This window comes from Oscillibacter valericigenes, from assembly GCF_016902445.1.
Classification (GTDB): Bacteria; Bacillota; Clostridia; order Oscillospirales; family Oscillospiraceae; genus Oscillibacter; species Oscillibacter avistercoris.
The window spans coordinates 1-24004 of the sequence record NZ_JACSNX010000027.1; the positions used below are offsets into that span (position 1 = coordinate 1).

The 24004-nt window shown below is 64.4% G+C and carries 21 protein-coding genes; 18 read left to right on the forward strand and 3 right to left on the reverse strand.

Features of this window, described 5'->3' with window-relative positions; all coding sequences use genetic code 11:
• From H9X91_RS12535 to H9X91_RS12565, 7 genes are all read left to right on the forward strand, one after another.
• Window positions 1-1925: leucine-rich repeat domain-containing protein (locus H9X91_RS12535; RefSeq protein WP_204805486.1), on the forward strand; the 1925-nt coding region annotated here is incomplete at its 5' end.
• Window positions 1926-1946: 21 nt separating this feature from the next.
• Window positions 1947-4958 (forward strand): leucine-rich repeat domain-containing protein, encoded by a 3012-nt coding sequence (locus tag H9X91_RS12540; protein WP_204805488.1) that lies wholly within the window; start codon window positions 1947-1949, stop codon window positions 4956-4958.
• A 24-nt stretch (window positions 4959-4982) separates the two neighbouring features.
• Window positions 4983-5807: an FHA domain-containing protein gene (locus H9X91_RS12545; protein ID WP_204805490.1), complete on the forward strand. Its 825-nt coding sequence runs from the start codon at window positions 4983-4985 to the stop codon at window positions 5805-5807.
• Window positions 5794-6651, forward strand: coding sequence for a PP2C family protein-serine/threonine phosphatase (locus tag H9X91_RS12550; protein ID WP_204805492.1), 858 nt, complete (start codon window positions 5794-5796; stop codon window positions 6649-6651). Before H9X91_RS12545 ends, H9X91_RS12550 begins: the two co-directional genes overlap by 14 nt.
• Window positions 6648-7868 carry a trypsin-like peptidase domain-containing protein gene (locus H9X91_RS12555; protein ID WP_204805494.1) on the forward strand — a complete coding sequence of 407 codons (1221 nt, stop codon included), beginning with the start codon at window positions 6648-6650 and terminating at the stop codon, window positions 7866-7868. Before H9X91_RS12550 ends, H9X91_RS12555 begins: the two co-directional genes overlap by 4 nt.
• Window positions 7869-7873: 5 nt before the next feature.
• Window positions 7874-8593 (forward strand): PP2C family protein-serine/threonine phosphatase, encoded by a 720-nt coding sequence (locus H9X91_RS12560; RefSeq protein ID WP_204805496.1) that lies wholly within the window; start codon window positions 7874-7876, stop codon window positions 8591-8593.
• Complete coding sequence (locus H9X91_RS12565; protein ID WP_204805498.1) at window positions 8590-10077, forward strand: FHA domain-containing protein; 1488 nt, start codon at window positions 8590-8592, stop codon at window positions 10075-10077. Before H9X91_RS12560 ends, H9X91_RS12565 begins: the two co-directional genes overlap by 4 nt.
• Before the next feature lie 74 nt (window positions 10078-10151).
• Here the strand turns inward: H9X91_RS12565 and H9X91_RS12570 are convergent, their stop codons facing one another.
• Together H9X91_RS12570 and rlmB are read right to left on the reverse strand one after the other, a co-directional pair.
• Window positions 10152-12320: a hypothetical protein gene (locus H9X91_RS12570; protein WP_204805500.1), complete on the reverse strand. Its 2169-nt coding sequence runs from the start codon at window positions 12318-12320 to the stop codon at window positions 10152-10154.
• Window positions 12321-12354: 34 nt separating this feature from the next.
• Window positions 12355-13125: a 23S rRNA (guanosine(2251)-2'-O)-methyltransferase RlmB gene (gene rlmB / locus H9X91_RS12575; RefSeq protein WP_204805501.1), complete on the reverse strand. Its 771-nt coding sequence runs from the start codon at window positions 13123-13125 to the stop codon at window positions 12355-12357.
• Window positions 13126-13421: 296 nt separating this feature from the next.
• Between rlmB and ftsH the strand changes: the two genes are divergently transcribed.
• From ftsH to H9X91_RS12630, 11 genes are all read left to right on the forward strand, one after another.
• Window positions 13422-15635, forward strand: coding sequence for an ATP-dependent zinc metalloprotease FtsH (gene ftsH, locus H9X91_RS12580; protein ID WP_204805503.1), 2214 nt, complete (start codon window positions 13422-13424; stop codon window positions 15633-15635).
• 88 nt (window positions 15636-15723) lie between these two features.
• Window positions 15724-16242 (forward strand): GNAT family N-acetyltransferase, encoded by a 519-nt coding sequence (locus H9X91_RS12585; protein ID WP_204805505.1) that lies wholly within the window; start codon window positions 15724-15726, stop codon window positions 16240-16242.
• A 123-nt stretch (window positions 16243-16365) separates the two neighbouring features.
• Window positions 16366-17619, forward strand: a complete 1254-nt coding sequence (locus H9X91_RS12590; RefSeq protein ID WP_204805507.1) for a helix-turn-helix domain-containing protein — start codon at window positions 16366-16368, stop codon at window positions 17617-17619.
• 344 nt (window positions 17620-17963) lie between these two features.
• Window positions 17964-18269, forward strand: coding sequence for a hypothetical protein (locus tag H9X91_RS14475; protein ID WP_204805509.1), 306 nt, complete (start codon window positions 17964-17966; stop codon window positions 18267-18269).
• 14 nt (window positions 18270-18283) lie between these two features.
• Entirely contained in the window at window positions 18284-18844 is a 561-nt protein-coding gene (locus H9X91_RS14480) for a DUF2975 domain-containing protein (RefSeq protein ID WP_204805511.1), read from the forward strand.
• Window positions 18845-18853: 9 nt separating this feature from the next.
• Window positions 18854-19060, forward strand: coding sequence for a helix-turn-helix domain-containing protein (locus tag H9X91_RS12605; protein WP_204805512.1), 207 nt, complete (start codon window positions 18854-18856; stop codon window positions 19058-19060).
• Window positions 19061-19292: 232 nt separating this feature from the next.
• Window positions 19293-20813: a DUF4153 domain-containing protein gene (locus H9X91_RS12610; RefSeq protein ID WP_204805513.1), complete on the forward strand. Its 1521-nt coding sequence runs from the start codon at window positions 19293-19295 to the stop codon at window positions 20811-20813.
• A gap of 15 nt (window positions 20814-20828) precedes the next feature.
• Window positions 20829-21248: a DUF5301 domain-containing protein gene (locus tag H9X91_RS12615; protein WP_204805514.1), complete on the forward strand. Its 420-nt coding sequence runs from the start codon at window positions 20829-20831 to the stop codon at window positions 21246-21248.
• Window positions 21245-21430 carry a hypothetical protein gene (locus tag H9X91_RS12620; protein ID WP_204805515.1) on the forward strand — a complete coding sequence of 62 codons (186 nt, stop codon included), beginning with the start codon at window positions 21245-21247 and terminating at the stop codon, window positions 21428-21430. The genes H9X91_RS12615 and H9X91_RS12620 overlap by 4 nt, the downstream gene beginning before the upstream one ends.
• Entirely contained in the window at window positions 21415-21858 is a 444-nt protein-coding gene (locus H9X91_RS12625) for a hypothetical protein (protein WP_204805516.1), read from the forward strand. The genes H9X91_RS12620 and H9X91_RS12625 overlap by 16 nt, the downstream gene beginning before the upstream one ends.
• 159 nt (window positions 21859-22017) lie before the next feature.
• Window positions 22018-22968: an AEC family transporter gene (locus H9X91_RS12630; RefSeq protein ID WP_204805517.1), complete on the forward strand. Its 951-nt coding sequence runs from the start codon at window positions 22018-22020 to the stop codon at window positions 22966-22968.
• A 68-nt stretch (window positions 22969-23036) separates the two neighbouring features.
• On the opposite strand, the gene H9X91_RS12635 is transcribed toward H9X91_RS12630, so the two are convergent.
• Window positions 23037-23954: a nucleotidyltransferase family protein gene (locus H9X91_RS12635; protein WP_204805518.1), complete on the reverse strand. Its 918-nt coding sequence runs from the start codon at window positions 23952-23954 to the stop codon at window positions 23037-23039.
• Window positions 23955-24004: the final 50 nt, after the last annotated feature.

A 24004-nucleotide genomic window follows, 5' to 3' on the forward strand; every position in this document is an offset into this window, starting at 1 on the left:
TGGACTACATCGAGGGCATCTCCTTCAAGACCTACATCGCCAATCACGGCGGAAAGGTCAGCGTAGAAGAGGCCCTGAATGTGATGATCCCCGTCCTGCGGGCGCTGACGGCCGTCCATGCGGAGGGGTTCATCCACCGGGACGTGACGCCGGACAACATCTACATTACGAAAGACGGCATGGTGAAGCTGCTGGACTTCGGCTCCGCAAGATACTCCATCGGCGACAAGTCCAAGAGTTTGGACGTCATTCTGAAAGTCGGCTACGCCCCGAAAGAGCAGTACATCCGCCGGAGCCGGCAGGGGCCCTTCACCGACGTCTACTCCTGCGCGGCGTGCTTCTACGCCGCCATCACGGGCTTTCTGCCGCCGGAGTCCCTGGAGCGGCTGGACGAGGACACCCTCGTTCCCATCTCCCAATGCGGCATCGACATCCCGGAGTACCTGGACAAGGCGATTTTGAAGGGCCTGGCCGTCCAGCCGGAGGACCGGTTCCAGAGCGCGGCGGAGTTCCTGGACGCCATCGAGAGCCAGCAGGTGGTGGAGGTGCCCGTCTCCGGCGGAACAACCCCGGCCCCGGAGAAGAAAAAAGTCAAGCCTGCCCTGATCGCAGGCCTTGCGGCTCTGGTCGTGGTGGCGATCGGCGTGGGCATGGCTCTGGGCGGGGGCGGCACCAGCGGGAGCAGTCTGCCGCAGGCCAATGCGGAGTCGGAGGATCTTCCTCCCCTGAAACAGGCTGCGGTCCCGTCCGTCACGATCCAGGGACAGGAATACAGCACCGATCTGCGGGAGCTGGATCTGGAATCCACGCAGCTCACGGACGCCGATCTGCAGCAGATCGGCTATATGATCAACCTGACGGCGCTCTATCTGCCGGACACCGGATCCTTTGGCGACCTGACGCCGCTGTCCAACCTCACGGAGCTGCGCACGCTCCGCTTCAGCGGAGACAGCAACAATCCCTCCACCAACATCCGGGACCTGTCCCCTCTGGCGGAGTTGACCAATTTGACGCGTCTGGACATTGTGGGAACGTTTGACGATCTGTCCCCCCTGGCCAGTCTCACCAATCTCACGAATCTGCGCATTGAGGGAAATCTTTCCTTCCAGGATCTGACCCCTCTCTCCCATCTGAGCGAACTTCGGATCCTGTGGATCCGCCCCACCGGGAACAACACCTTCTTCTATCTGGATGATCTGACGCCGCTGGCCAATCTCACGCAGCTGGAGGAGCTGCGTCTGGATGTGGAGGGGATCTCCGATTTTGACTGGGCGGCCGGTATGACCAACCTGCGGGCACTGGAGTGTTACGGCAGCGAAGCGACCTATTCCAACGTGGACGGACTCTCCCAGCTGACGCAGCTGGAGACGATCCGGCTGCCCATCCGGGTCTATGGCCAGGGGGCCTCTCCCTATGACATCCAGGGCCTCTCCGGTCTGACGAAGTTGACCCATCTGGACATTCCCTGCGGCATCAAAGATCTGACGCCTCTTTCCAACCTCACCAATCTGCAATTCCTGTCGGTGCAGAACGGCGGCAGCATTTCCGGGTCTGACACCTCTCTGGAACCTCTGCGCAGCCTGACCGACCTGACGGAGCTGGCGCTCTCCCTGGACACCTATCAGGACCATGAGATCACCGTGGACCTCTCTCCCCTGGCAGATCTGACAAACCTTCAAACACTGTCCATCTCCGCTCAGAACTCCAGCTGGGACCCGCCGATCCCGTCGCTCTCCAACCTGTCCGCCCTGGCAAACCTGAAAGATCTCCGCACACTGGAGCTGCGCTTCTCCAATGTCACGGATATCTCCCCTCTGCGGGAACTGACCAACCTGCAGTCTGTCTCCATTTATGACAGTGGGCGGTATACGGTCTCTGACTGGTCTCCGGTGGAGCATGTGCCGGTCGTCAACAAAAATTCGTAGCTGCAAATAGGAGGTAGTCTCATGTCGCCTGTCCCTGAAAAACCAGTTTTCTGCTACAACTGCTTTCAGGAAAAGTCCGAAGCAGAGGGCCCCTGCCCCTACTGCGGCTTCGACCTGGCGGAAAACGAGAAAAAATTCCCGGTGGCCCTGCGGGCCGGGACGGTCCTGAATGACCGGTACATCATCGGCCGGGTGCTGGGCCAGGGCGGCTTCGGTATCACCTACCTGGCCCTGGATACCCAGTTGAACGCCAAGGTGGCCATCAAGGAGTTCATGCCCGGCGAGATCGCCACCCGGCAGGGCACCACCGTGTCCGTTCTGGCAGAGAACCGCAGCGAGGAGTTCGCCTATGGCGCCGAGCGCTTCCAGGAGGAGGCCCGGACCCTGGCAAAGTTCATCGGCAACCCCAACATCGCCGGTGTGTCCAGCTACTTCGACGAAAACGACACCTCGTACTTCGTCATGGACTACATCGAGGGCATCTCCTTCAAGACCTACATCGCCAACCACGGCGGGAAGATCTCTGTCGAAGAGACTCTCAACGTGATGATCCCCGTCCTGCGGGCCCTGACTGCTGTCCATGCGGAGGGCTTCATCCACCGGGATGTGACGCCGGACAACATCTACATTACGAAAGACGGCATGGTGAAGCTGCTGGACTTCGGATCTGCAAGATACTCTATCGGAGACAAGTCCAAAAGTCTGGACGTCATTTTGAAAGTCGGCTACGCGCCCAAGGAGCAGTACATCCGCCGGAGCAGGCAGGGCCCGTTCACGGACGTCTACTCCTGCGCGGCGTGCTTCTACGCCGCCATCACCGGCTTCCTGCCGCCGGAGTCTCTGGAGCGGCTGGACCATGACGAGCTGGTCCCCATCTCCCAGTGCGGCATCGACATTCCGGAGTATCTGGACAAGGCCATTTTGAAGGGTCTCGCCGTCCAGCCGGAGGACCGGTTCCAGAGCGCGGCGGAGTTCCTGGACGCCATTGAGCAGCAGCAGATCGTGGAGGTGCCCGCCTCCGGCGGCGCTGCCGCACCGTCCACCGCCGGAGGTCAGCTGGACGCCCTCATTGCCAAGATCCGGCAGAAGCCCAAGCTCTATGGGGCCATCGCCGCGGCAGCAGTCGTGGTGCTGGTGGCTCTGACCACCCTCACCGGCGGCGGAGGCAGCGGCAGGGGCGGCGGAGACCTGCTGCCCACGGAAGTCCCCTCCATCACCATCGCCGGACAGGAGTACAGCACGGATGAGAAAAACCTGGACCTGCAGGGCATGGGTCTGACGGATGCAGACATCCAGGACCTGAAGTACATGGTGAACCTATACTCCCTGAACCTGCGGGAAAACAACATCACCGACGTCTCCTGCCTGACGGAGCTGCCCCGGCTGGAAAGCCTGCAGCTGAGCGACAACAGCATCACGGACCTGTCGCCGCTGGCGGACATGACGGCGTTGATCGACCTGTACGTGGACGGGAATGACATCACAGACCTCTCCCCCCTGGCGGAGATGACCCAGATGCGATACATTGATGTGGGGAACAACCCGAACCTGACGGATCTCTCTCCCCTCTCCGGCATGACGGAGCTGGAGAACATCAATTTCCAGAATGTCCCGGTGACGGACTTCTCCTTCCTCTCCGGCATGACGAAGGTGGAATATCTGAATCTCAGCAACATCCCGGCCGGCACCGATCTGTCGCCTCTGACAAACCTGACAAGTGTAAAAAACCTGAACATCCAGAGTCCGGAGGCATCCATCGGCGACCTGTCCTTTCTCTCCGGCATGACCGGACTTCAGGAGATCTACATTTATGGCATTTTTGAGAGTTTGACCCTGCCGGACCTGTCGGGCCTGAAAAATCTGACCACGCTGCAGCTCAATCCCGCCTCGGACTATACCCTGCCGGAGCTGGATCTCTCCCCCCTGGAGGGGGTGACAGGACTGCAGTCTTTGACCCTCTATGTGAACACCACCGCAGCTCTTGATCTGACGCCTCTGGCCGGGATGACAGAGATGCGGGAGCTGACGCTGAACTCCAACAGCACTGCCCCCATAGATCTCTCCCCGCTCTCCGGCATGACCCAAATGCAGTCTCTGGACATTCGGGGCAACATTCAGAGCACTGCGCCCCTGATCGGCATGGCGGATGTAACGGATCTGCGTCTGAGCAACAACGACTACACGCTGACAGATCTGAGCGGCCTTGCCAACATGTCCAAGGTGCGTGAGCTGAGCATCAGCGTGGGGAATGTCCAGGACTTCTCACCCCTGTCAGGGATGACCGGACTGCAGTCGCTCTCCATCAGCGGCGATTACTATATCAACTCCCTGGATTTCCTCAAGGGGATGACCCAGCTCCAGAGTCTGAACATCTATACCAGCGGGGAGATCCGGGTAACGGACCTGACAGCCCTCTCCGGCCTGACGAACCTCACCTCCCTGCATGTGGACACCACGGGGCTGACCAGCCTTCACGGGCTGGAAAACCTGACGAAGCTGCAGGAGCTGAACCTCAGCGGCACTTACGCCAGCTATCCCGACCTGGATCCCCTGGCGAACCTCACTCAGCTCCAGACCCTGCGGCTGCCCAGCTACGACGCGGACTACGACGATTTCAAGAGCTTCAACATCGACGCCCTGGCAAATCTGAAGAACCTCCAGGACCTGCAGATCTCCGGCACGCCGGACTCCCTGGAAGGGCTCCGGGGCCTGACGAATCTCCAGACGCTGAACATCAACGGCGCCTCCGGCTATGCAGGGCCGGCGCTGGACCTGTCGCCCCTGGGGACCCTCACCAGCCTGACGGACCTGCAGATCAGCAACTTCCGGGCCCTCAACAACGACCTGACGGCGCTGGGCAATCTCACCAGCCTGCGGGACCTGTGGGTAAGCGTGGGCAGCTATCAGGAAAAGGTGCGGAGCATCGCACCCCTGGGCAATCTCACCAACCTGACCCAGTTATCAGTCTATAACACGGTGGACGGCATCGACACCTCCATGGTGAGCTTCGTCCCCGATCTCTATATCGGTTAAGTACGGAAAAGGAGGTTTTTTCCCATGGCCCAGATCGAATGCGGGCGGGGGCATCTCTATGATCCGGAGAAGTACCCCACCTGTCCCTACTGCAAAAACAACCAGCAGATCACCGTGGCGGCCGCCGGGCGCACCGCGCCCATCCGCGTCACGGACACCAGCCGGACTGCGCCCCTCTCCGGCACGCCGGTGACGGCCGCCCAGAAGACGGCGCCTCTCACGCCGCAGCCCGCCCCGGCGACCCCCGGCGGTGCCATCCCGGTGACGGCGGACTCCAAGACCATGCCGCCGAGAGGCTACGCTCCCCAGGCGGCCATCCCGGTGACTGCCCCCCAGAAGACCATGCCCCCCAGGGGCTACGCCCCTGCCGCTCCCGCGCCCGCCGAGGCGCCGGAGCCCACCGCGCCGCCCAAGTTCCACGGCCCCAGCGTGCTGGACGCGGGCAAGACCGTGGGCATGATGCAGGAGCAGATGGGCTTTGACCCGGTGGTGGGGTGGCTGGCCTGTGTGGAGGGTCCCAGCCGGGGCAAGAGCTACACCATCCGGGGCGGCATCAACTCCATCGGCCGGGGCGACCGGATGGACATCACCATCACCGGCGACCGGACCATCTCCATGGAGAACCACGCCAGGATCAGCTACAGCGACCGGAACAACCGGTTCAACCTTCTGCCCGGAGACGGGCGGAACATCGTCTATCTCAACGGGGAGGAGGTATTCTCCGCCACGCCGCTGCAGGCTTACGATCTCATCGACTTTGGAGAGACGAAGCTGCTGTTCGTCCCCCTCTGCGGGGAGCGGTTCACCTGGAAGCAGGAGGCGGAGCAGACGGAGCATGAGCGTGTTTGACCGGCTGTTCGGCCGTGCCCGCCGGGTGACGGAGGACAGCGCCACCGTGGAGCTGTCCGTGCCCAGGGGGCCGGCCCTTCTGGCGGGAAACGTCCAGGGCGTGGGCGCGCGGGAGCGGCAGGAGGACTCCTTCGCCATCTGCAACATCTCCGACCCGGACGCGCTGGCCCGCCAGGGCCTCTTCGCCGTGGTGGCGGACGGCATGGGCGGCATGGACAGCGGAAACGAGGCCAGTGAGGCGGCTGTGGATTCTATGGTCCGGCTGTTCCGCGGCCTGCTGGAGGAAGGCGACGTGCCCCAGCAGCTGCGGGAGGGCGTCCTGGCCGCCAGCGACGGCATCTTCCAGCGATTCCAGGGCCGCAGCGGCACCACGGTGGTGGCGGTGCGGATCCTGGGGGCAGAGCTCCACTGGCTCAGCGTGGGAGACAGCGCCATCTTTCTCAAGCGGGGGGAGTGCGTGTTTCAGCTGAATCGGGAGCACACCTGCCTCAACGACCTGTATCTGCGGGAGCTGGAGCAGGAGCCCATCCAAAAAGAGCGGGCGGAGCAGGACGAAGACGCCCGGCGGCTCACCGCCTTTGTGGGCATGGACCGCCTGGACCGGACGGATCAGAGCCTGCGGCCCTGGCATCTGCAGCCGGGAGACGTGGTGCTGCTGTGCTCTGACGGCATCAGCGGCGTGCTGACGGTCCCGGAGCTGAAGGAGGCCATGTCGGTGCCCCCGGACGAGGGCTGCCGCCTGCTGGAGACCATGGTGGCGGAAAAGGCCCTTCCAGCCCAGGACAACTACACAGGCGTGCTGATCGCCTATCAATTCAAACAGACGGGAGAGAGAGGACTATGAAGATCATGCGGAAACTGGCCGCGGCGCTGCTGGCGGCAGCCCTGGCGGCGGCCCTGGCAGTGCCGTCTCTGGCGGCTTTTGATCAGGATACACTCAACGGGATCGTGCTGATCCGCACCGGGGCGCCGGACGAAAACGGCGTCATGAACTACTGGCGGGGCACCGGCTTCTTCGTGGGAGAGGCAGGGCAGGACCCGGAGTACATCGTCACCAACTGCCATGTGGTGGAGGACTTCATCCTGGCGGGCAAAGCCATCGGCGGCGGGGAGCTCCACGTGCTCTTTGACCAGGACGACGAGGCGGAGGCCTATCTGGTGGACTACGACTACGAAAAGGACATTGCCGTCCTGAAGCTGGAAGAGCCCACCGACAAGCGCTCCGCTCTCCAGATGCGGGAAGTGGAGGACGCCATGCTGGGCGATGAGGTCTACGCCGTGGGCTATCCCCTGGCGGCGGATATGACGGTCCAGGCTGTGAACTCCTTCAGCCCGGACGACGCCACCGTCACTGCCGGCAGCATCGGCCGCCTGCTGACGGAGAGCGGCACCGGCCGGAGGCTGATCCAGACCGACACCTCCATGAGCGGCGGCAACTCCGGCGGCCCCCTGGTGGACGGCAACGGCGCGGTGCTGGGCATCAACACCGCTGCTTCCGATCTGGACCAGAATCTGTTCTACGCTGTCAGCATCGGGGAGATCCTGCCCATGCTGGACCGGAACAACATCCCCTATTCCCTGTACAGCGCCTCTCCCATGTCCGGGAATACCATGCTTTACATCGGGATCGCCGCTGCAGTCGTGGTCGTGATCGTGGTGCTGGCCGTGGTGCTGGGGCGGAAAAAGAAGAAGCCCGCAGAGGCCGCACCTGCAGCCGATGCGGAAACATCCCGCAAGGCTCCGGTGATCCGCTCCCTGTCTCCCCAGCACGGCGGCCTGGTGGTCCAGCTCCATCATCAGCAGCCGGTGCAGATCGGCCGGGACAGCGCCACCTGCCGGCTGGTGTATCAGGACGGCACGCCGGGCGTCAGCTCCCGCCACTGCCAGGTGTACTACGACGAGCGGGACGGCGTGTTCGTGGTGACGGACCTGAACTCCACCTACGGCACCTTCCTGGCCGGCGGCCAGCGCATCCCGCCGGAGACGCCCACCAAGCTGTCTCCCAAGAGCTCCTTCTATCTGGGTGAGGTGGACAACACCGTCTACGTGGATCTGGAGTGAGCGCCATGCAGCTGAGTGCTTACGCATATACGAACCGCGGCGGCCGGGACCACAACGAGGACAGTCTCCGGGCCTCTGCGGAGCAGGGCATCTTTGTCCTGGCGGACGGACTGGGCGGCCATCGCTGCGGCGAGGTGGCCTCCCAGGCGGCGGTGGATGCCATTTTCACCGGCATGGCGCAGGCGGAAGCCCTGGAGGAGGCCGGCCTGCTGGATCTGTTCCGGTCCGCCAACGAGGAGCTGCTCCGCCGGCAGGCGCAGCCGGGGCAGGAGGAGATGCGCACCACCGCCGTGGCCCTGAAGCTGGCCGGCAGCACCGCCGTCTGGGCCCACATCGGGGACTCCCGGCTCTACCGCTTTTCCAATGGGGAGCTGGCCGGCGTCACCGCCGACCACTCCGTCACCTACCGGAAGTTCCTGGGCGGGGAGATCTCCTATATGGACGTCTACCACGACGACGACCGCAGCCGCCTGCTGCGGGTGCTGGGCAAGGAGCCCTGCCGCCCGGAGGCCGGTCAGGCGGTCGTGTCTCCCGGGGATGCCTTTCTCCTCTGTTCCGACGGATTCTGGGAATTTGTCTACAATGAGGAGATCCAGGCCGACCTCTGCAGGGCCCGGACGCCGGAGGAGTGGGCAGAGGGGATGCTCCTGCGGCACATCCGGCGGACACCGCCGGGCAGCGACAACTTTTCCCTCATCACGGTCTTTGTGGAGGCATGCGGATGAAACGGATCTTTTCCCTGGCTCTGACCCTGGCGCTGGCCCTGTCCCTGGCCGCCGGCGCCAGTGCCGCGGCAGAGGCCCGGCTGGTGCGGGCCTTCGTCTATCAGGATACTCTTTACACCTATGTGGACATCAGCGGTGCGGACCAGCCCATCACCAAGGCGGACGCGGAGCTCGGCGGGCGGACCTTCCCAGCCTCCGGCACACTGGAGACTGTGCGGCAGGCCGGATTTCCCGTGACATGGATGCTGCTGGTGGACAACTCCAACTCCATGCCCCCGTTCCGGGAGGAGGCAGCGGCCTTCGCAGAAAGTCTGGCCGCCGCCTGCGGGAAGAACACCCGATTCCTGCTGGCTTCCTTTGGAGACAGCTTTTCCCTTCTGGCGGAGGATGTGCCGGCAGAGCAGCTGGCCGCCCGGATGGCGGACATCCCCATGGACGAGACGGTGACCCGTCTCCACAGCTCCATCAGCCAGGCGCTGGACTGCTTTGACGGCATGCCCCGCACCGGAAACGAGCTGCGGGGGCTCATCGTGCTGTCAGACGCGGTGGCCTATGACCCGGGTGCCAGCGTCTCCTATGAGGAGCTGCTGGAGCGGATCAATGCCTCCGACGTGATGCTCCACTCCGTGGGGTTCGGCACGGATACGGCCGCGCTTGACAGCCTGGCCTCCCTGACGGACGCCTCCGGCGGGGTCCATCAGGTCGTCGGCAGCGGTCTCCCGGCGGCGGAGGCCGGGGCCGCCCTGGCAGAGGAGACCGGGCGGCTGTACGTGACCAGCTTCTCCCTCTCCGGCCTGGCCCCGGAGCAGGAGACCGCTCCGGTCTCCATCACCTTCGCCTCCGGCAGGGAACTGGTGTGCCGCGGGTCCACAGAGGTATCCTTCCCCGCCTCTGCCGGCGGGGAAGAGGCGGAGCAGCCGGAGACGCCCCCGGAGCCCGTGCTCCCGCCGTCAACGGTCTCCTCGTCCTCCGGCATGTCTGCTGCGGCGGAGGAGCCTGCGCCGCAGCCCTCCCCCGGCCTCTCTCTGGATGCGGACGTCCTGATCCCGCTCATCGGTCTCGCGGTTTTGCTGGTGGCGGCAGTCGCTGCGCTCCTCCTGCGGCGGAAGCGGTCCGCGCCGGAGCCTCCGGCACCCTCCGGGGCGGCAGAGGACGCGCCGCCGTCGGGCGGTCCGCAGGATCCACCCGGCATCTTCGTCCGGCTGGAGGTCCTTCAGGGCGCCTATCTGGGCCAGCAGCTGGAGTTTACTCTCCAGCGGGAGCTGGTGATCGGCCGGGACTCCGGCTGCGATATCCCCTTTGCGGACGGCTCCGTCTCCCGCCGGCACAGCCGGGTCTTTCTGGCGAACGACGTAGTGTACATCGAGGACCTGGGATCTCAGAACGGCACCCAGCTCAATGGCAGCCGGATCGAAATGGCCCATATCCTGCGAAGCGGCGATGTGATCACCGCAGGCGATGCCACCTTCAAGCTGAAGTTCTGACACCCGCCGCAGACACACAGATCCCCCGCACCTCTGCACGTGCAGAGGTGCGGGGGATCTTTCATGGCCGGATGTCAGTAGCGGCCCGCCCAGTCCGCCAGCAGCAGCACCGGCAGGGTCCACAGCAGCAGAAACAGCAGCAGGGCCAGAGGCGTCAGCAGATTATACGCTTCCTGGAACACCAGATAAAAGGACAGCAGCGTGCCGGCCACGCTGCCCAGCACCGACAGCGCCGTGGCCCGCCGCACGGCCTTGCACAGGCGGCGGCTGCCCACCACCGCCTCCGCATAGGGCAGCAGCCCCTCCCGGAACAGCAGGGCCCGGGGCATCCCCCGGTCCAGCTCCGCCTCGCTGTAGGCCACCCGGTCCGTCAGGCTGGGGAACTCCACCTTCACGCTCTTGTGGAACTTCCGCTTCAGCAGGGCCGGGGTGATATTGGGGTCCCGGGACGCCAGGATCGGCGTGATGCGGCTGCGGCGCATCATCCGCAGGGCAAAGTCCACGTTTTCCGAGGGCTGGTACTTCACGGCGAACACCGCCGCCAGCTGCCGGTCCATGGCCAGGAAGATGCCGGTCCGCAGGTTGATGCCGGCGGGCAGGCGCACCTCCATCTTCCGCATAAAGGAGGCCGTGCCCAGCAGCACCGACTCTCCCCGGATGGTGGCGGAGTAACCGCCCTCCTCATAGAAGCTGAAATCATCCACGGTCTCATAATGGCCGCCCTCGCTCCGCAGCAGGCCGTCAAACAGCCGCTGGAGGCCGCAGTCCGCCGCCCGGGCCATGGAGGCGGCGTAGGAGGATACCCGGGGCAGATCCTCCCCGAACACCTTCACGCCGTTGAGCTGGATGGTGCCCGGCGGGAACAGGTCCCCGTCCGTCAGGATCATGGCCCGCCTGCGGCTGATCTTCTCTGCGCCGCACCAGCCCGCCACGGCGCAGCCCGCCTTGTGGAAATGCCGGGCCAGCCGGGAAAAGGGCATCCCCCAGCACAGAGGCAGGGCAAAGGTGGTGCCGGCCCCCAGGATGGCGGACCAGTTCAGCAGGAAGTCGTCTCCCCGCCCCTGGCCCAGGGAGCTGAGCCCGGCAAACACGATGGAGGCCACCAGCACCACCGGCATCAGGGCGTTCTGCCACACAGCGGCAGTATCCTCCCGCAGGGCGGTGGTGTAGAAGCCTGGGACGGAGCCCGTCTGCTTGCAGGCGCCCTTCTCCGTCTCCGTCACCAGATAGGGCGGCTCGTCGTCCGTGGCGGCCATGCGGAAGGTGTCCCACAGGCCGCGGCCCTCCCGGGCGCCGCCCCACATGGCGAACACCAGGGCGAAGCAGGCTACCGGCGCGTAGCAGGCGGCATCGCTCCGCTCCGGCAGCAGCAGACGGGCCGCGCAGTCCGCCGCCATCACCGCGGCGGAGATCACCGCCAGCAGCTCACTGGTGCACCGCTTGCGCAAAAGGGCGCCGAAGGCCTTGGCGAACACCTGCCGGGCCAGGACGGCCACGATCACGAGGCACGCCAGCAGCACGCCGCTCTGGGCGGCCGCATTGCCCGTCCAGTATCGGATCTCATAGCCGTACGCCTCGATCCCCATGGGGATCACCGGCAGCAGGGAGATCAGCGCCGCCGCCAGGATGGGCCGCTTGCGCCGCTTGGTCTCTGCCCGGCAGTCCGCCGCGGCCTCCGCCAGCTCCGGCTCCGGGCCGATGGTGTCGATCTCCGGGATCTCCTCCGGCTCCGGCTCAGGCTCCGGCGGGGCGTAGAGCTCCTCCGTCTCCACCAGCCGCCGCCGGGAGAACAGGCCCCGCCGGGGCCGCAGCAGCGGCTCCTGGGCCTCCTCTTCCATCACCGCGTCCACGGTGCTGCCCACCACATCCTCCAGCGTGATGGGGTGCGGAGAGGGCGGCAGGTCCCTCTGCAGCTCCTCCATCGGGTCCTCCGGCCGGTCCGGCGCCGGACCAGCCGAAGGCTTTTGGGGCGGCGGGACCTCTTTGCGCTTTGCTCTGGGGGCAGCAGGCTTCTGCCGCGTCTCCGCCTTTGGAGACGGCTCCTGCGGAGCGGGCTCCGGCACGGAGGCGTCAGGTTCCGCCTCCCGGCGGACCTCCTGCTCCACATCTGCCAGAAGGCGCTGCTCCCTCCCCGCGCCGTACTCTGCCAGGATCTCCTCCAGGGAGAAGTCCTCCTCCGCCGCCGGGACGTCCGTTCCCCCGGTCAGGCCGCTATCAAACTCTCTCTCGTCCTTGGAAGCCATGGTGCCCCTTTCCTCTCCCGTGTCTCCCTTCCGCTCAGGCCATCCGCTGGCGCACCGCCTCATACAGCAGGATCGCCGCGGCGGCGGAGGCGTTCAGGGAATTCAGTTTTCCCCGCATGGGGATGCTCACCAAAAAGTCACAGTTCTCGGCGGCCAGACGGGTCATGCCGTCCCCCTCGCTGCCGATGACGATGGCGGCGGGGCCCTTCAGGTCCGCGTCATACAGGGCGGTGGTGCCGTCCGCCGCCGTGCCGAACACCCAGACGCCCTGTTTTTTCAAGTCCTTCAGCAGAGCGGGGATGTTGGGCACCCGGGCCACCGGCACATGGGCCACCGCTCCGGCAGAGGTCTTGGCCACCACGGCGGTGAGGCCCGCGCTGCGGCGCTTGGGGATCACCACCCCGTGGGCGCCGGCGCACTCGGCGGTGCGGATGATGGCCCCCAGGTTGTGGGGATCGGAGATCTCGTCGCACACCACCAGGAGGGGATCTTCCCCCTTTTCCCGGGCAGCATCCAGGATGCTCTCCACGCTGACATACTCCCGCACCGCCGCCAGGGCGATGACGCCCTGGTGGGCGTGGGTGCGGCTCATGGCGTCCAGCTTCCGCCGGTCCGCCTCCACCACCACGACCCCCGCAGCCCTGGCCTTGGAGGCGATGTGTCCCAGGGTCTTGTCCGTCTCCCCCTTCTGGAGGTAGATCTTGTCGATGGTCTCCCCTGCCCGCAGGGCTTCAATGACGGCGTTGCGCCCTTCGATGATGCCGTCGGCCTCAGCAGTCAGGTCCTGTTTTTTCCGTTCTTCCATAGTTTCTCCCTCGATCTGTGTATTTTCGCATTCAAGAGGTAGTATAGCATAGGGAAGGAAGTCTGGAAAGTGGAATTCACAGAAAATTTATAGAAATCCGCCCCCTTGTCCTTGTAGATTCAGGGCTTCTGTGATATACTTTTGAATCATTTTCAGGCTTTCTCCCCGGCCGCAGCCGCGGGGGCGAAGCCTCCCGGACAGCAGGCAGGGCCCCTGCCTTCGGCGCGGGCGGGGCCGGATGTGCCTCCCGCAGCTGCCCGGTATTGACAGGTCTTCCCCTGAAAGGAGTCCCATACATGAACCCAAACGACAACAAAAACAACCGGAAAAACAACAAGCCCGGCGGAAACTGGCGGGGCGTGGCCTCCCTGGTGGGCTGGGCCCTGCTGCTGACCATCATTTTCAGCTATGCCAGCAGCGTCATGGGCAGCACCGGCCGCCAGGCCTCCTCCATCAACATCGAGTACGGCGACTTTCTGGAGATGGTAGAGAGCGGTCAGGTGGACCGGGTGGAGTTCGACAACGCCGAAAATATCCTCATCATCACCCCGGAGACCGGGTATACCTACACCGGCGAGGACGGAACTGTCTACACCAAGACCCGGGACGGCTACACCTATCGGGATGCCGCCGGTCAGGAACAGACCGCCCATCTGGAGCTGTTCACCGTCCAGATCCAGTCCAATGACGCCGTCGTTGCCCTGCTGCAGGAATACGGCGTGGAAGGCGTGGACAAGGAGTATCAGGCCCCGGTGAACCCGGTGCTGGGCATGCTGGTGAGCTATGTGCTGCCCTTTGTGTTCATCTTCCTGGCCTTCTCCCTCATCATGCGCTGGATGGCAAAAAAAGGCGGCATGGGCGGTATGGGCGGCATCGGCGGCGTGGGGAAGGCCAACGCCAAGGTGTATATGGAGAAGTCCACCGGCGTCACCTTCAAGGATGTGGCCGGCCAGGACGAGGCCAAGGAGTCCCTGACCGAGATCATCGACTTCCTCCACAACCCCCAGAAGTACACGGAGATCGGTGCCAAGCTCCCCAAGGGCGCGCTGCTGGTGGGCCCTCCGGGCACCGGCAAGACGCTGCTGGCCAAGGCTGTGGCCGGCGAGGCCAACGTCCCCTTCTTCTCCATCTCCGGCTCTGACTTCGTGGAGATGTTCGTGGGCGTGGGCGCCAGTCGCGTGCGGGACCTCTTCAAGGAGGCCAGCAAGGTGGCCCCCTGCATCGTGTTCATCGACGAGATCGACACCATCGGCAAATCCCGCGACAACCGCATGGGCGGCAACGACGAGCGGGAGCAGACCTTAAACCAGCTGCTGGCGGAGATGGACGGCTTCGACCCCACCAAGGGCGTCATCCTGCTGGCCGCCACCAACCGGCCCGAGGTGCTGGACCAGGCGCTGCTGCGGCCCGGCCGGTTCGACCGGCGCATCACCATCGACCGGCCCAACCTGGCGGGGCGCATCGCCACGCTCCAGGTCCACACCCGCAACATCAAGCTGGCGGAGGATGTGAACCTGAAGAAGGTGGCTCTTGCCACCGCCGGCTGCGTGGGCGCCGACCTTGCCAACCTGGTGAACGAAGCCGCCCTGCGGGCCGTCCGCAAGGGCCGCAAGCTGGTGACCCAGGAGGACCTGCTGGCCGCCTTCGAGCTGGTGATCGCCGGCACGGAGAAGAAGGGCAGCGTCCTCACCGAATTCGAGAAGAAGCTGGTGGCATACCACGAGGTGGGCCACGCCATGGTGGCCTACAAGCAGAAGAACACCGAGCCGGTGCAGAAGATCACCATCGTCCCCCACACCCAGGGCTCCCTGGGCTACACCCTGCTGATGCCGGAGGAGGACAAGACCGAGCTGCGCACAAAGGACGAGCTGATGGCCAAGATCATGGTCTCCATGGGCGGCCGCGCCGCTGAGGAAGTGGTCCTGAATACCATGACCAACGGCGCCAGCCAGGACATCCAGGATGCCACCAACGTGGCACGGAACATGGTCGCCATGTTCGGCATGAGCGATGAGTTCGGCATGATGGCCCTGGCCTCCCGCCGGAACCAGTATCTGGACGGCGGCTACGGCATGGACTGCGCCCAGGACACCGCCGCCCGGATGGACCAGGCGGTGAAGGAGATCCTGGACCGTTGCTACCAGCAGGCGGTGGAGGTCATCAAGGCCAGCCGGGAGGACATGGACAAGGTCGTGGCCTACCTGCTGGAGAAGGAGACCATCACCGGCGGCGAGATGGTGGCCATCATCGAGGGCCGGGACCCGGAGCTGGTGGAGAACCCCTATGCCTCCACCCAGGCGCAGGACGGTTTCCGCCCCTCCTCTCCCGAGATCATCGAGCCGGCCGCCAAGAAGGTCCACATGATCTCCCAGAAGATCGAGGCGCCGGAGGATAGCCCCGCCCAGCCGGAGCAGGCCCCCCAGGCGCCGGAGGACGGCACCTCCGTCCCTCCGGCGGAGGACACACCTCCCGCAGACGCCCCCGAGGCCAAGAAGGACGGCCCCCAGTAACGCAGACCGGGGCGCGCTGACCCCAGCGCGCTCCGTTTTTTCCGCAGTTCGGACCGCCTGACATCCATATTGAAAAGGAGAGATCCCCATGATCCGTCTTGCCACTCCCGCGGACCTGTCCCAGGCCGCTGAAATTTATGAGGAAATTCTGGACCAGGAGCAACAGGGTCCCGTCTATACCAACTGGCAGCGGGGCAAATACCCCACCATCGACACCGCCCGGCAGGCCCAGGAGGCCGGCACCCTCTATGTGGGTGAGGAGGACGGCGTCCTCTGGGGCGTGGTGAATCTGAACGGTCTCCAGCTGCCGGAATACGATGCCATCCCCTGGTCCATCCCCGCCGCGCGGGATGAGGTGGGCGTCATCCACACGCTGTGTATCCGCCCCTCCTGTCATGGCAGGGGCTACGCCCGGCAGATGGTGGCCTTCTGCGAGGAGGAGTCCCGCCGCCTGGGCCGCACTGTCATCCGGCTGGATACCTGGGAGGGGAATCTGCCCGCCAACCATCTGTATCCCTCTCTGGGGTACCACTATGCCGGGCAGGCGGAGTTCTTCTTCATGGGCTTTGTGCGGGAGAATTTGAACTGCTACGAAAAAAAGCTCTGAATCCCTTGGAGCACAACCGGTCCCGCCCTCTTGCTAACCGTGGGTTGACACGATTCCACCCGCCGGTTGGTGGCCTGGGGGCGGGGCCGTCTGCTATGCTGGCGGCGAAAGGAGGCGACGGCTGTGACCATCGGGCAGCGCATCGCACAGAAGCGAAAGGAACTGGCGCTCTCCCAGGAGGCGCTGGGGGACCAGCTGGGGGTCTCCCGCCAGTCGATTTACAAATGGGAATCGGATACGGCTCTGCCGGAGATCGACAAGCTGATCGCGCTGAGCCGCCTCTACGGCGTCTCCGTGGGATGGCTCCTGGGTGTGGAGGATCTTCCGGAGCCCCCTGGGGAAGCTGCCGGAACAGAGGCCGCGCTGACAGAACAGCAGCTGCGCATGGTGGAGGAGATCGCGAGCCGGTACATCGCCGCCCAGCCAAAGCCCCGGAAGCGCCGCCGCTGGCCCTTTGTCGCGGCAGGTCTGATCCTGTGCCTAGTGCTGTTCCATCTCTTCGACCGCCTGGGCCGGATGGACGATCAGTACGCGGATCTGCAGAACAGCGTCTACCGGGTGGAGTCCAGCGTGAACGGCCAGATCGGCTCCCTCTCCAGCCGGGTGGAGGAGATCCTGAAGGCCCAGAACAGCCTGGTGGCGGACTATCATGTGGAGCTGGTGGGGGTGTGGCCTGAAAACAATACTGCTACATTTTCCGCCTACGCTGTCCCCAAGACCTATGTGGCCGGAATGTCCGTGGAGTTCCTGGCGGAGAACGGGGAGACTGCCAGCGACCAGCTGGGCAAAGCCGGCGAAGAGGGCTCCAATCAGCGGTTTTCCGCTACGATTTCTGTCCCTCTGTCGGACCACATTACCCTCTCGACGCTGCTGGTCCTGCCGGACGGCACCCGCCAGACCCAGCTGCTGGACCAGTTCGAGGGGCTGTACAGCGACTCGCTGCCCCAGGTAGATGTCTCCAGCGAGCTCGTGTGGATGGAGTTGGAGGACGGGGACCTGATGCTGGAAAAAGATGACCACGAGCGGTACGTCTATATCCGAGAAATCGAGCCGGATGCAGAGCAGCCTGCCGCAGCTGCGGCAAACATCCAAGTGGGGCTGTTCAAAAATCAAAAGCTGGTGGCCTGGGCGGAGCCCTGCGAGACGCCGGACAGCTTCCACGGCTTCGAGGAATATGATTTCTACCGCCTGCCGGAGCTGCAGCTGCCGGTCTCTCCGCAGGATACCCTGCAGGTGGCTGCCGTGGTGACGGATGTCTATGGCCGCCAGGGCGTGTACAGCGACATCCCCTGTGTCCTCGAGGACGGGGAGCTGACCTGGCCTGCCACGCCGGATCTCAGCGACCATGACCCCGCCCACTGGCAGTACGGCGGATGACCGCCGGCCGATTTGTTTCCGAACTTTGAACATTTTATGAATCAAAACAGCTGTTTTTGACCGGTCTGTAAACAAACTATGAAGCTTTTTCCCAGGCTGTTGACTTTCTTTTCCGGGCGCGCTATAGTGAGGACAACAGGCAGGAAGCTTGTTTACCCATCATTTTCCCTCTCCTTTCTCTATATCATACAGACGCCGGGGCGGTCCGAAGGGACCGCCCCGGCGTCGTCTTTTGTCCGTTTCCCCTCCTTGTCGTCCTCCTTTATAAATTTATCGATAAACAATAAAAAATCATTGACAAACAATAACACTCGTGGTACGATGCAGAAAAAGGAGGGAGTTCCATGTCATGGATCTGCCGCATCCTGCGGACCGCATCTGTTCTGCTGCTTCTGGCGGCGCTGTTTCTGGTACCCGCTCTGGTGCTCTCGGGCGGGGAGCTCCTGCCGGAGTTCACGCGCCTCACACCATATGCCCGCTGGTGGGAGGTGCCTCTTCGGACGCTGATCGCCTGCGCCTTGAGCTGGGTCTGGCTCTGGACCGAGGGGACGGCCCTTCAGATCCTGCTGGCGCTGCTGCTGTGGTTCTGCATCGGCTGGGCCCTGTGCCTGCTGCTGCGGCTCCGCAAGGTCAAAACTTCCCAACTGTAAGGAGGAACAACGCCGTGTCCAACTCCACCGTACAAACCATCGCCCGGATCTTGAAAGTCCTGGTGACCGTCACCTTTGTCTGCAACCTCCTGGCCCTGCTGCTGGTGCCGGGACTGGTGTATTTCCGGTTTGATCTGGAACATATTCAGGCGCTTTGGGCGTATGAGAGCGACGATTGCTTTTGGAACTTCGTTGATCTGCTCTTCCTCTGGTGGCTCGACGCCAACCCCTATACCACCGCCCTGACCCTCTTCCTCTGGGCCGCCGGCATCTGCACCGCCGTCATCCTGTGGCAGGGCCGGCGGGTGCTGGACACCATCCTCCGGGGCACGCCCTTCTGTCCCGAAAACGCCGTCAGCCTGCGGCGGGCGGCCGTCTGCTCCTTTGTCATCTCCCTGGCCGCACTGGCCCGGCTGATCTTCAGCCTGTACTGGTTCCGCTCTCCGGCGCCGCTGGTGTCCTACAACGCATTGTTCGTGCCCATCTTCGCCATGTTCGGCCTGCTGTGCCTGGTGATGGCCGCCCTGTTCGGCCAGGCGGCGGAGATCAAGGCGGAGAACGACCTGACGATTTGAGGTGGCGGCATGATCGTAGTGAATCTGGACGTGATGATGGCCAAGCGGAAAATGACCCTCTCCCAGCTGTCGGAGAAGGTGGACATCACCCTGGCGAACCTGTCCATTCTGAAAAACAACAAGGCCAAGGCCGTCCGCTTCTCCACCCTGGAGGCCATCTGCGCCGCCCTGGACTGCCAGCCGGGGGACATTCTGGAATATGTGCCGGATGAATGACCGCTCCCGCCTGGAGCTGTTCTGTCCTGGCATCGCCGCATTGATTCTGCTGCCGCACATCACCGTGCTCCGTTCCGCCCTCTGGCCTTCTGGGGACCCTGGGCAGCTGCATCTGGCCGTCCCTCCTGCTGTATCTGCTTCCGCTGCCCCTGGTGTGCATCCCGCCCAAGTCCCCCTTAAAACCGCAAGAGCCTGTCCCTGCTGAGCGGACAGTGTAAAAGGAGAATCTCATATGAGTGAAGAGAAAAACGCCCTCCCGCCGGAGGGTCCGGCGAAGCCTGCTCAAAATTTGGAAAAAATCGTCTCTCTGTCGCCCCGTGAGCGGCTGCTGCTGCCGCTGACCTTCGGTTTCTGTCTCCTGCTGGTGAACACGCTGCTGGAGACTGGCCCCACCGCCGGGCTCACCGCCGCCGTCTGCGCTTGGTACGCCCTGCTGACCGTCTGTCAGGGGCGCAAGCTGCTGATCGCTGGGGAAAGCCGGTTTTTGCTGGCGACAAACCTGGTGCTGGCGGCCACGCTGGCCCTGGGCTCCAACTGGTACTTCCGCGTGTGGAACCTGCTGGCCCTGCTGGCGCTGCTGCCCATCCACGCCGTGGGTCTCTCCGGCGGGCAGCGGCTGCCCTGGTGGCGCCCCGCCATGCTGTGGGAGCGGTTCTGCCTGCTGCTGTGGGGGCTGTTCGGCCACCTGTGGGCTGCCGTTGCCGCCCTTCTGCCGGAAAAGCGGGACAGCTCCGCCCGGCGCATCCTGCCTCTGGTGCTGGGCACCGCAGGCGCCGTGATCCTGCTGGCGGTTCTGGTTCCGGTGCTGGCCTCCGCCGACGCGCTGTTCGCCGCCGCCACAGCGGACCTGCGGTCCTTCCTGTCCCTCCACTTTTCGGACGCCGTGTGGAAGACCATTGTGGCCGCGGTGATGACGCCCTTCTTCTTCGGCCTGCTGTACTTTCTCCGCCGTCCCACGCCCTTGAAGCAGCAGGCGGAAAAGCCTCCCCGCACGGTGGACGGACTGGGCTTTGCCATTGTACTGGCGGCGGTGGCGGCGCTGTACCTGCTGTTTCTGGGCATCCAGTCCGCCGGGCTTTTCGGCGGTTCGGAATATCTGGCCCAAAAGGGCCTGTCCTACGCGGAGTGGGCCCGAAGCGGCTTCTTCCAGATGGTGGGTGTGACGGTCCTCAATCTCTCCCTGCTGCTGGCGGCGGTCCAGTGGTCCCGGCGGACCGGCGCCGCCTGGCGGGCGGTGCGGTTCCTCTCCGCCCTGCTGACGGCGGAGAGTCTGGTGCTGCTGGTCTCCGCCGGTGTGCGGATGACGCTGTACGTGGAGGCCTACGGCCTGTCCTTCAAACGGTTCCTCACCTACTGGGGCATGGGGATGATGGCGGCCTTCCTGCTGGCGGCGGCCTGGAAGGTCCATCGGCCGGACTTCCGGTTCTGCCGGGTGGTGTTCCCTCTGGCCCTGGCGGGGTGGCTGGTCATCAACTGCGTGCCGGTGGACTGCCTGGTGGCGAGGGACCAGGTGGACCGGTATCTGGCCGGGGAGAGTGCGGCGCTGGATGTGGAGTATCTGCTCTATGACCTCTCCTATGACACCCTGTCTCAGCTGCGGCGGCTGGACCAGTCCGAGATCTTCCGGTGTGGCAGCGGCAGTTTTTCGCTGGGGCATCTGGTCGACCAGCGGCTTGCCGAAGCCCGGGCGGACTGCGCCGACTGGCGGACCTGGAACCTCTCGGCCTGGCTGGCCAGCCGGAACGGCACATAAGGGAGGTGCGCTGACATGAAACTTCATCTGTCATGGGCCGCCTGCGGCCTGCTGCTGGTCCTGTCGCTGGCGGCCTGCGGCGGGGCGGACACCCTGATCCTGCCGGATGCGTCAGAGGTCACCGCCGTCCGGGTGACGGCCGGCGGAGCGGTGACGCTCCACCGGGATCCGGCGTGGATCCAATCATTTCTGACGGAGGCGGCGGAGGCCGCTCCCACCGGCCGGGAGAGCGCCCAGGACGCTCCGGGCCAGCCAGGCGCTGTCAGGGTCGAGCTGGGCACGGGAGATTCCCCCGGCTGGAGCGTCCTCTATGTCTATCAGACGGAGGACGGCTGCTGTCTGGAGCAGCCCTACGAGGGGATCTGGCAGGGGGATGACGCCCTCTGGACACAGTTGGCGGCGGACACGCCGCCGGAGGGGAGGAATGCTTCATGAACCGGCAGAAGGTGCTGTTTTGGATCTGCCTGCTGCTCTGCGGCGTCCTGATCGCCGGTACGTTCTATCTGATCGGCTACAAGACCGCCTATGACCGGATGGAGAGCGCCGTGCCGTCTGCAATCTCATCCGCTGTCTGCCGCCTGGCGGAGAAGGAGGTCCCCCAATGTTCCGAACTCTGACCGGCTTCTTTCTGGCCCTCCCGGTGCTGGCCGTTCTGCTGGCGGTGTCCTTCCTGCAGACTGCTGGTGACTATATGCGGACGGTCAACCTCAACTGGGAGCTGGATCTGCCCACCAGCCAGGGCTGCCTGTATGAGACCGACAGCGGTGCCAGCTTTCACGGGGACGGGGAGCGGTATCACGTTCTGGAGTACGCCGGGGACGGCCGGCTGGAACAGGCTTTGGCGGAGCAGGCCACGCCGCTCCCCTCCGCCGAGAACCCAGTGACGGAGATCTTAGACGATCTGTCCGTCCCGGCGGACCAGCGGCCCGACTTTGCCGACTGCGGCGTCTTCACCGCCGATCATCCCTCGGATGACCGAAACCGGCTGTACCTGCTGGTGAACAGCGCCGGCACCCGGCTGTATGTGGTGGAGTTCTTCCTGTAGGCCGGCCCGCCGGGCTCCGGCAAAATAGCAGGCCCGCCGCACACAGCGGCGGGCCTGCCTTATTTTTTTCTTGGACATTGGCTCCGTTTGTGTTAAAATCCTGTTATCAAAACCACGGCGCTCCGGCGGATATGCCGGGGCGTTTTCAGAGGTGCTGTCATGTCGGAGATGAATGTGCTCTTTTTCCAGCAGATCGTGAAGATGTTTCTGATGCTGGCCGTCGGCTTCGCCGCCGTGAAGATCAAGATCCTGCCGGCCACCGCCGGCAAGGGCCTCTCCCAGGTCATCGTGGCGGTCATCCGCCCCTGCGCCATTTTGTACGCCTTCCAGGTGGACTTTTCTGTGGACCGACTGCTGGGCCTGCTGCTGGCGCTGCTGGGGGCCGCCCTCTCCCACGCGGCGTTCATCTCTATCACCCGGCTGTACGCCGGGGGGCGGCTGGCCTTCTCCCCGGTGGAGCGGGCCTCCATGATCTACTCCAACAGCGGAAATCTGCTGATGCCGCTGGTGGCGGCCTCCATGGGGCAGGAGTGGCTGTTTTACACCTGCGCCTACATGGGAGCTCTGCAGGTCTTTGTGTGGACCCATGGGGAGAGCCTCATCTGCGGCGCTCCCCGCATCAACTTCAAAAAGGCCCTGGGCAATCTGAACGTGCTGGCCATGGCGGTGGGATTTGTGCTCTTCTGCGCCAACATCCGGTTCACCGGCGTAGCGGGGCAGGCGGTGGAGACCCTGGGGGACGCCCTGGGCTCCACCAGTATGCTGTCCATCGGCATCTCCTTCGCCACCATCACCCGCCTGGATCTGCGGCGGATCGCCCGGGTGGCCGTGGTGACGCTGAACCGCCTGGTCCTCTATCCCCTGCTGATGATGGCCGTCTTTCTGCTGCTGCGGCTGGACACCCTGCTGCCCGGCGCCCGGCAGATCGTGCTGATCACCCTGCTGGGGGCCGGCGCCCCCACCGGCGTGGTGGTCACCCAGATCGCCCAGCTCTACGATAAGGACGCCGACGAGGCCAGTCTCATCGGCGTGGTGACCATGGCCTGCAGCCTGCTGACGCTGCCCAGTCTCATCTGGGTCTATGAGGCCGTCGTGGACTGCATCCGGTGATCCCGCATCTTTGAAGAAGCGCCGCAGCCTGATTGGCTGCGGCGCTCGATTTCGGGCATCGCCCGTTTTTACTGCTCCAGGCTGTCGGGATAGTCCCCCCGGGCGTGGAGCTTTTTCAGCTCCTCCGCCACGATCTCCCGGTCCTCGTGATACGTCATGCCGAACCACTTGTCCGCAGAGTGGAGGACGGAGACCTCCAGCGCCCCCTGCTTCAGCTGATCCCCCACCATCACCGGCAGCAGGCACTCCGCCTTGATGTTGTCCCCGGCCTCGGTGCGGAGGAAGTTCTCGAAGTAGTCCCGCAGGGCCGGGAAGATGCTGGGGGCAAAGCCCCAGAAGTTCATGGATACCACCGTCTCCGGGGACAGGTCCACATCCTCCGCCAAGTCCTTCAGAGAGCCGTCGGGATACAGCTGGATCTTCAGGGCCTCCCGGATGGCGCGGAGCCTGCCGTTCTCCACCCGGCACACGCCCCGGGACACCGTGCCGTGGAGGCTGGCCGTGTTTTTCAGGAGATACCCCACCATGGTGGCCTTCCCCTCCGCCGGCAGCTTCACCAGCTCCTGGTAGATGGTGCGGTAGGCGTCGATGCCGTAGTAGTCGTCGGCATTGATGACGCAGAAGGGCTCATGGACCACGTCCGCCGCGCACAGCAGGGCGTGGACCGTGCCGAAGGGCTTGGTCCGCTCCGCCGGGATCCGGTAAAAGTCCGGCACGGAGGAAAAGTCCTGAAAGGCGTAGGCCACCTCCACAGGCGTTCCGTCCAGCGCGGTCCGCTTTGCCAGATAGTCCCCGCACAGGCGGTGCATCATCGCCTCCATCTCCGGCTTGATGATGAACACCACCTTGTTGAACCCCGCCCGGATGGCGTCATAAATGGAGTACTCCATCAGGATCTCGTTGTGGGGCCCGATACCGTCCACCTGCTTGCTGCCGCCGTAGCGGGACCCCAGGCCCGCCGCCATGATGACCAGTGAGATTTTCATTCGATACTCTCCTAATGTTTTTAAAAATTTGCGCCCGACGGCGCAACCGT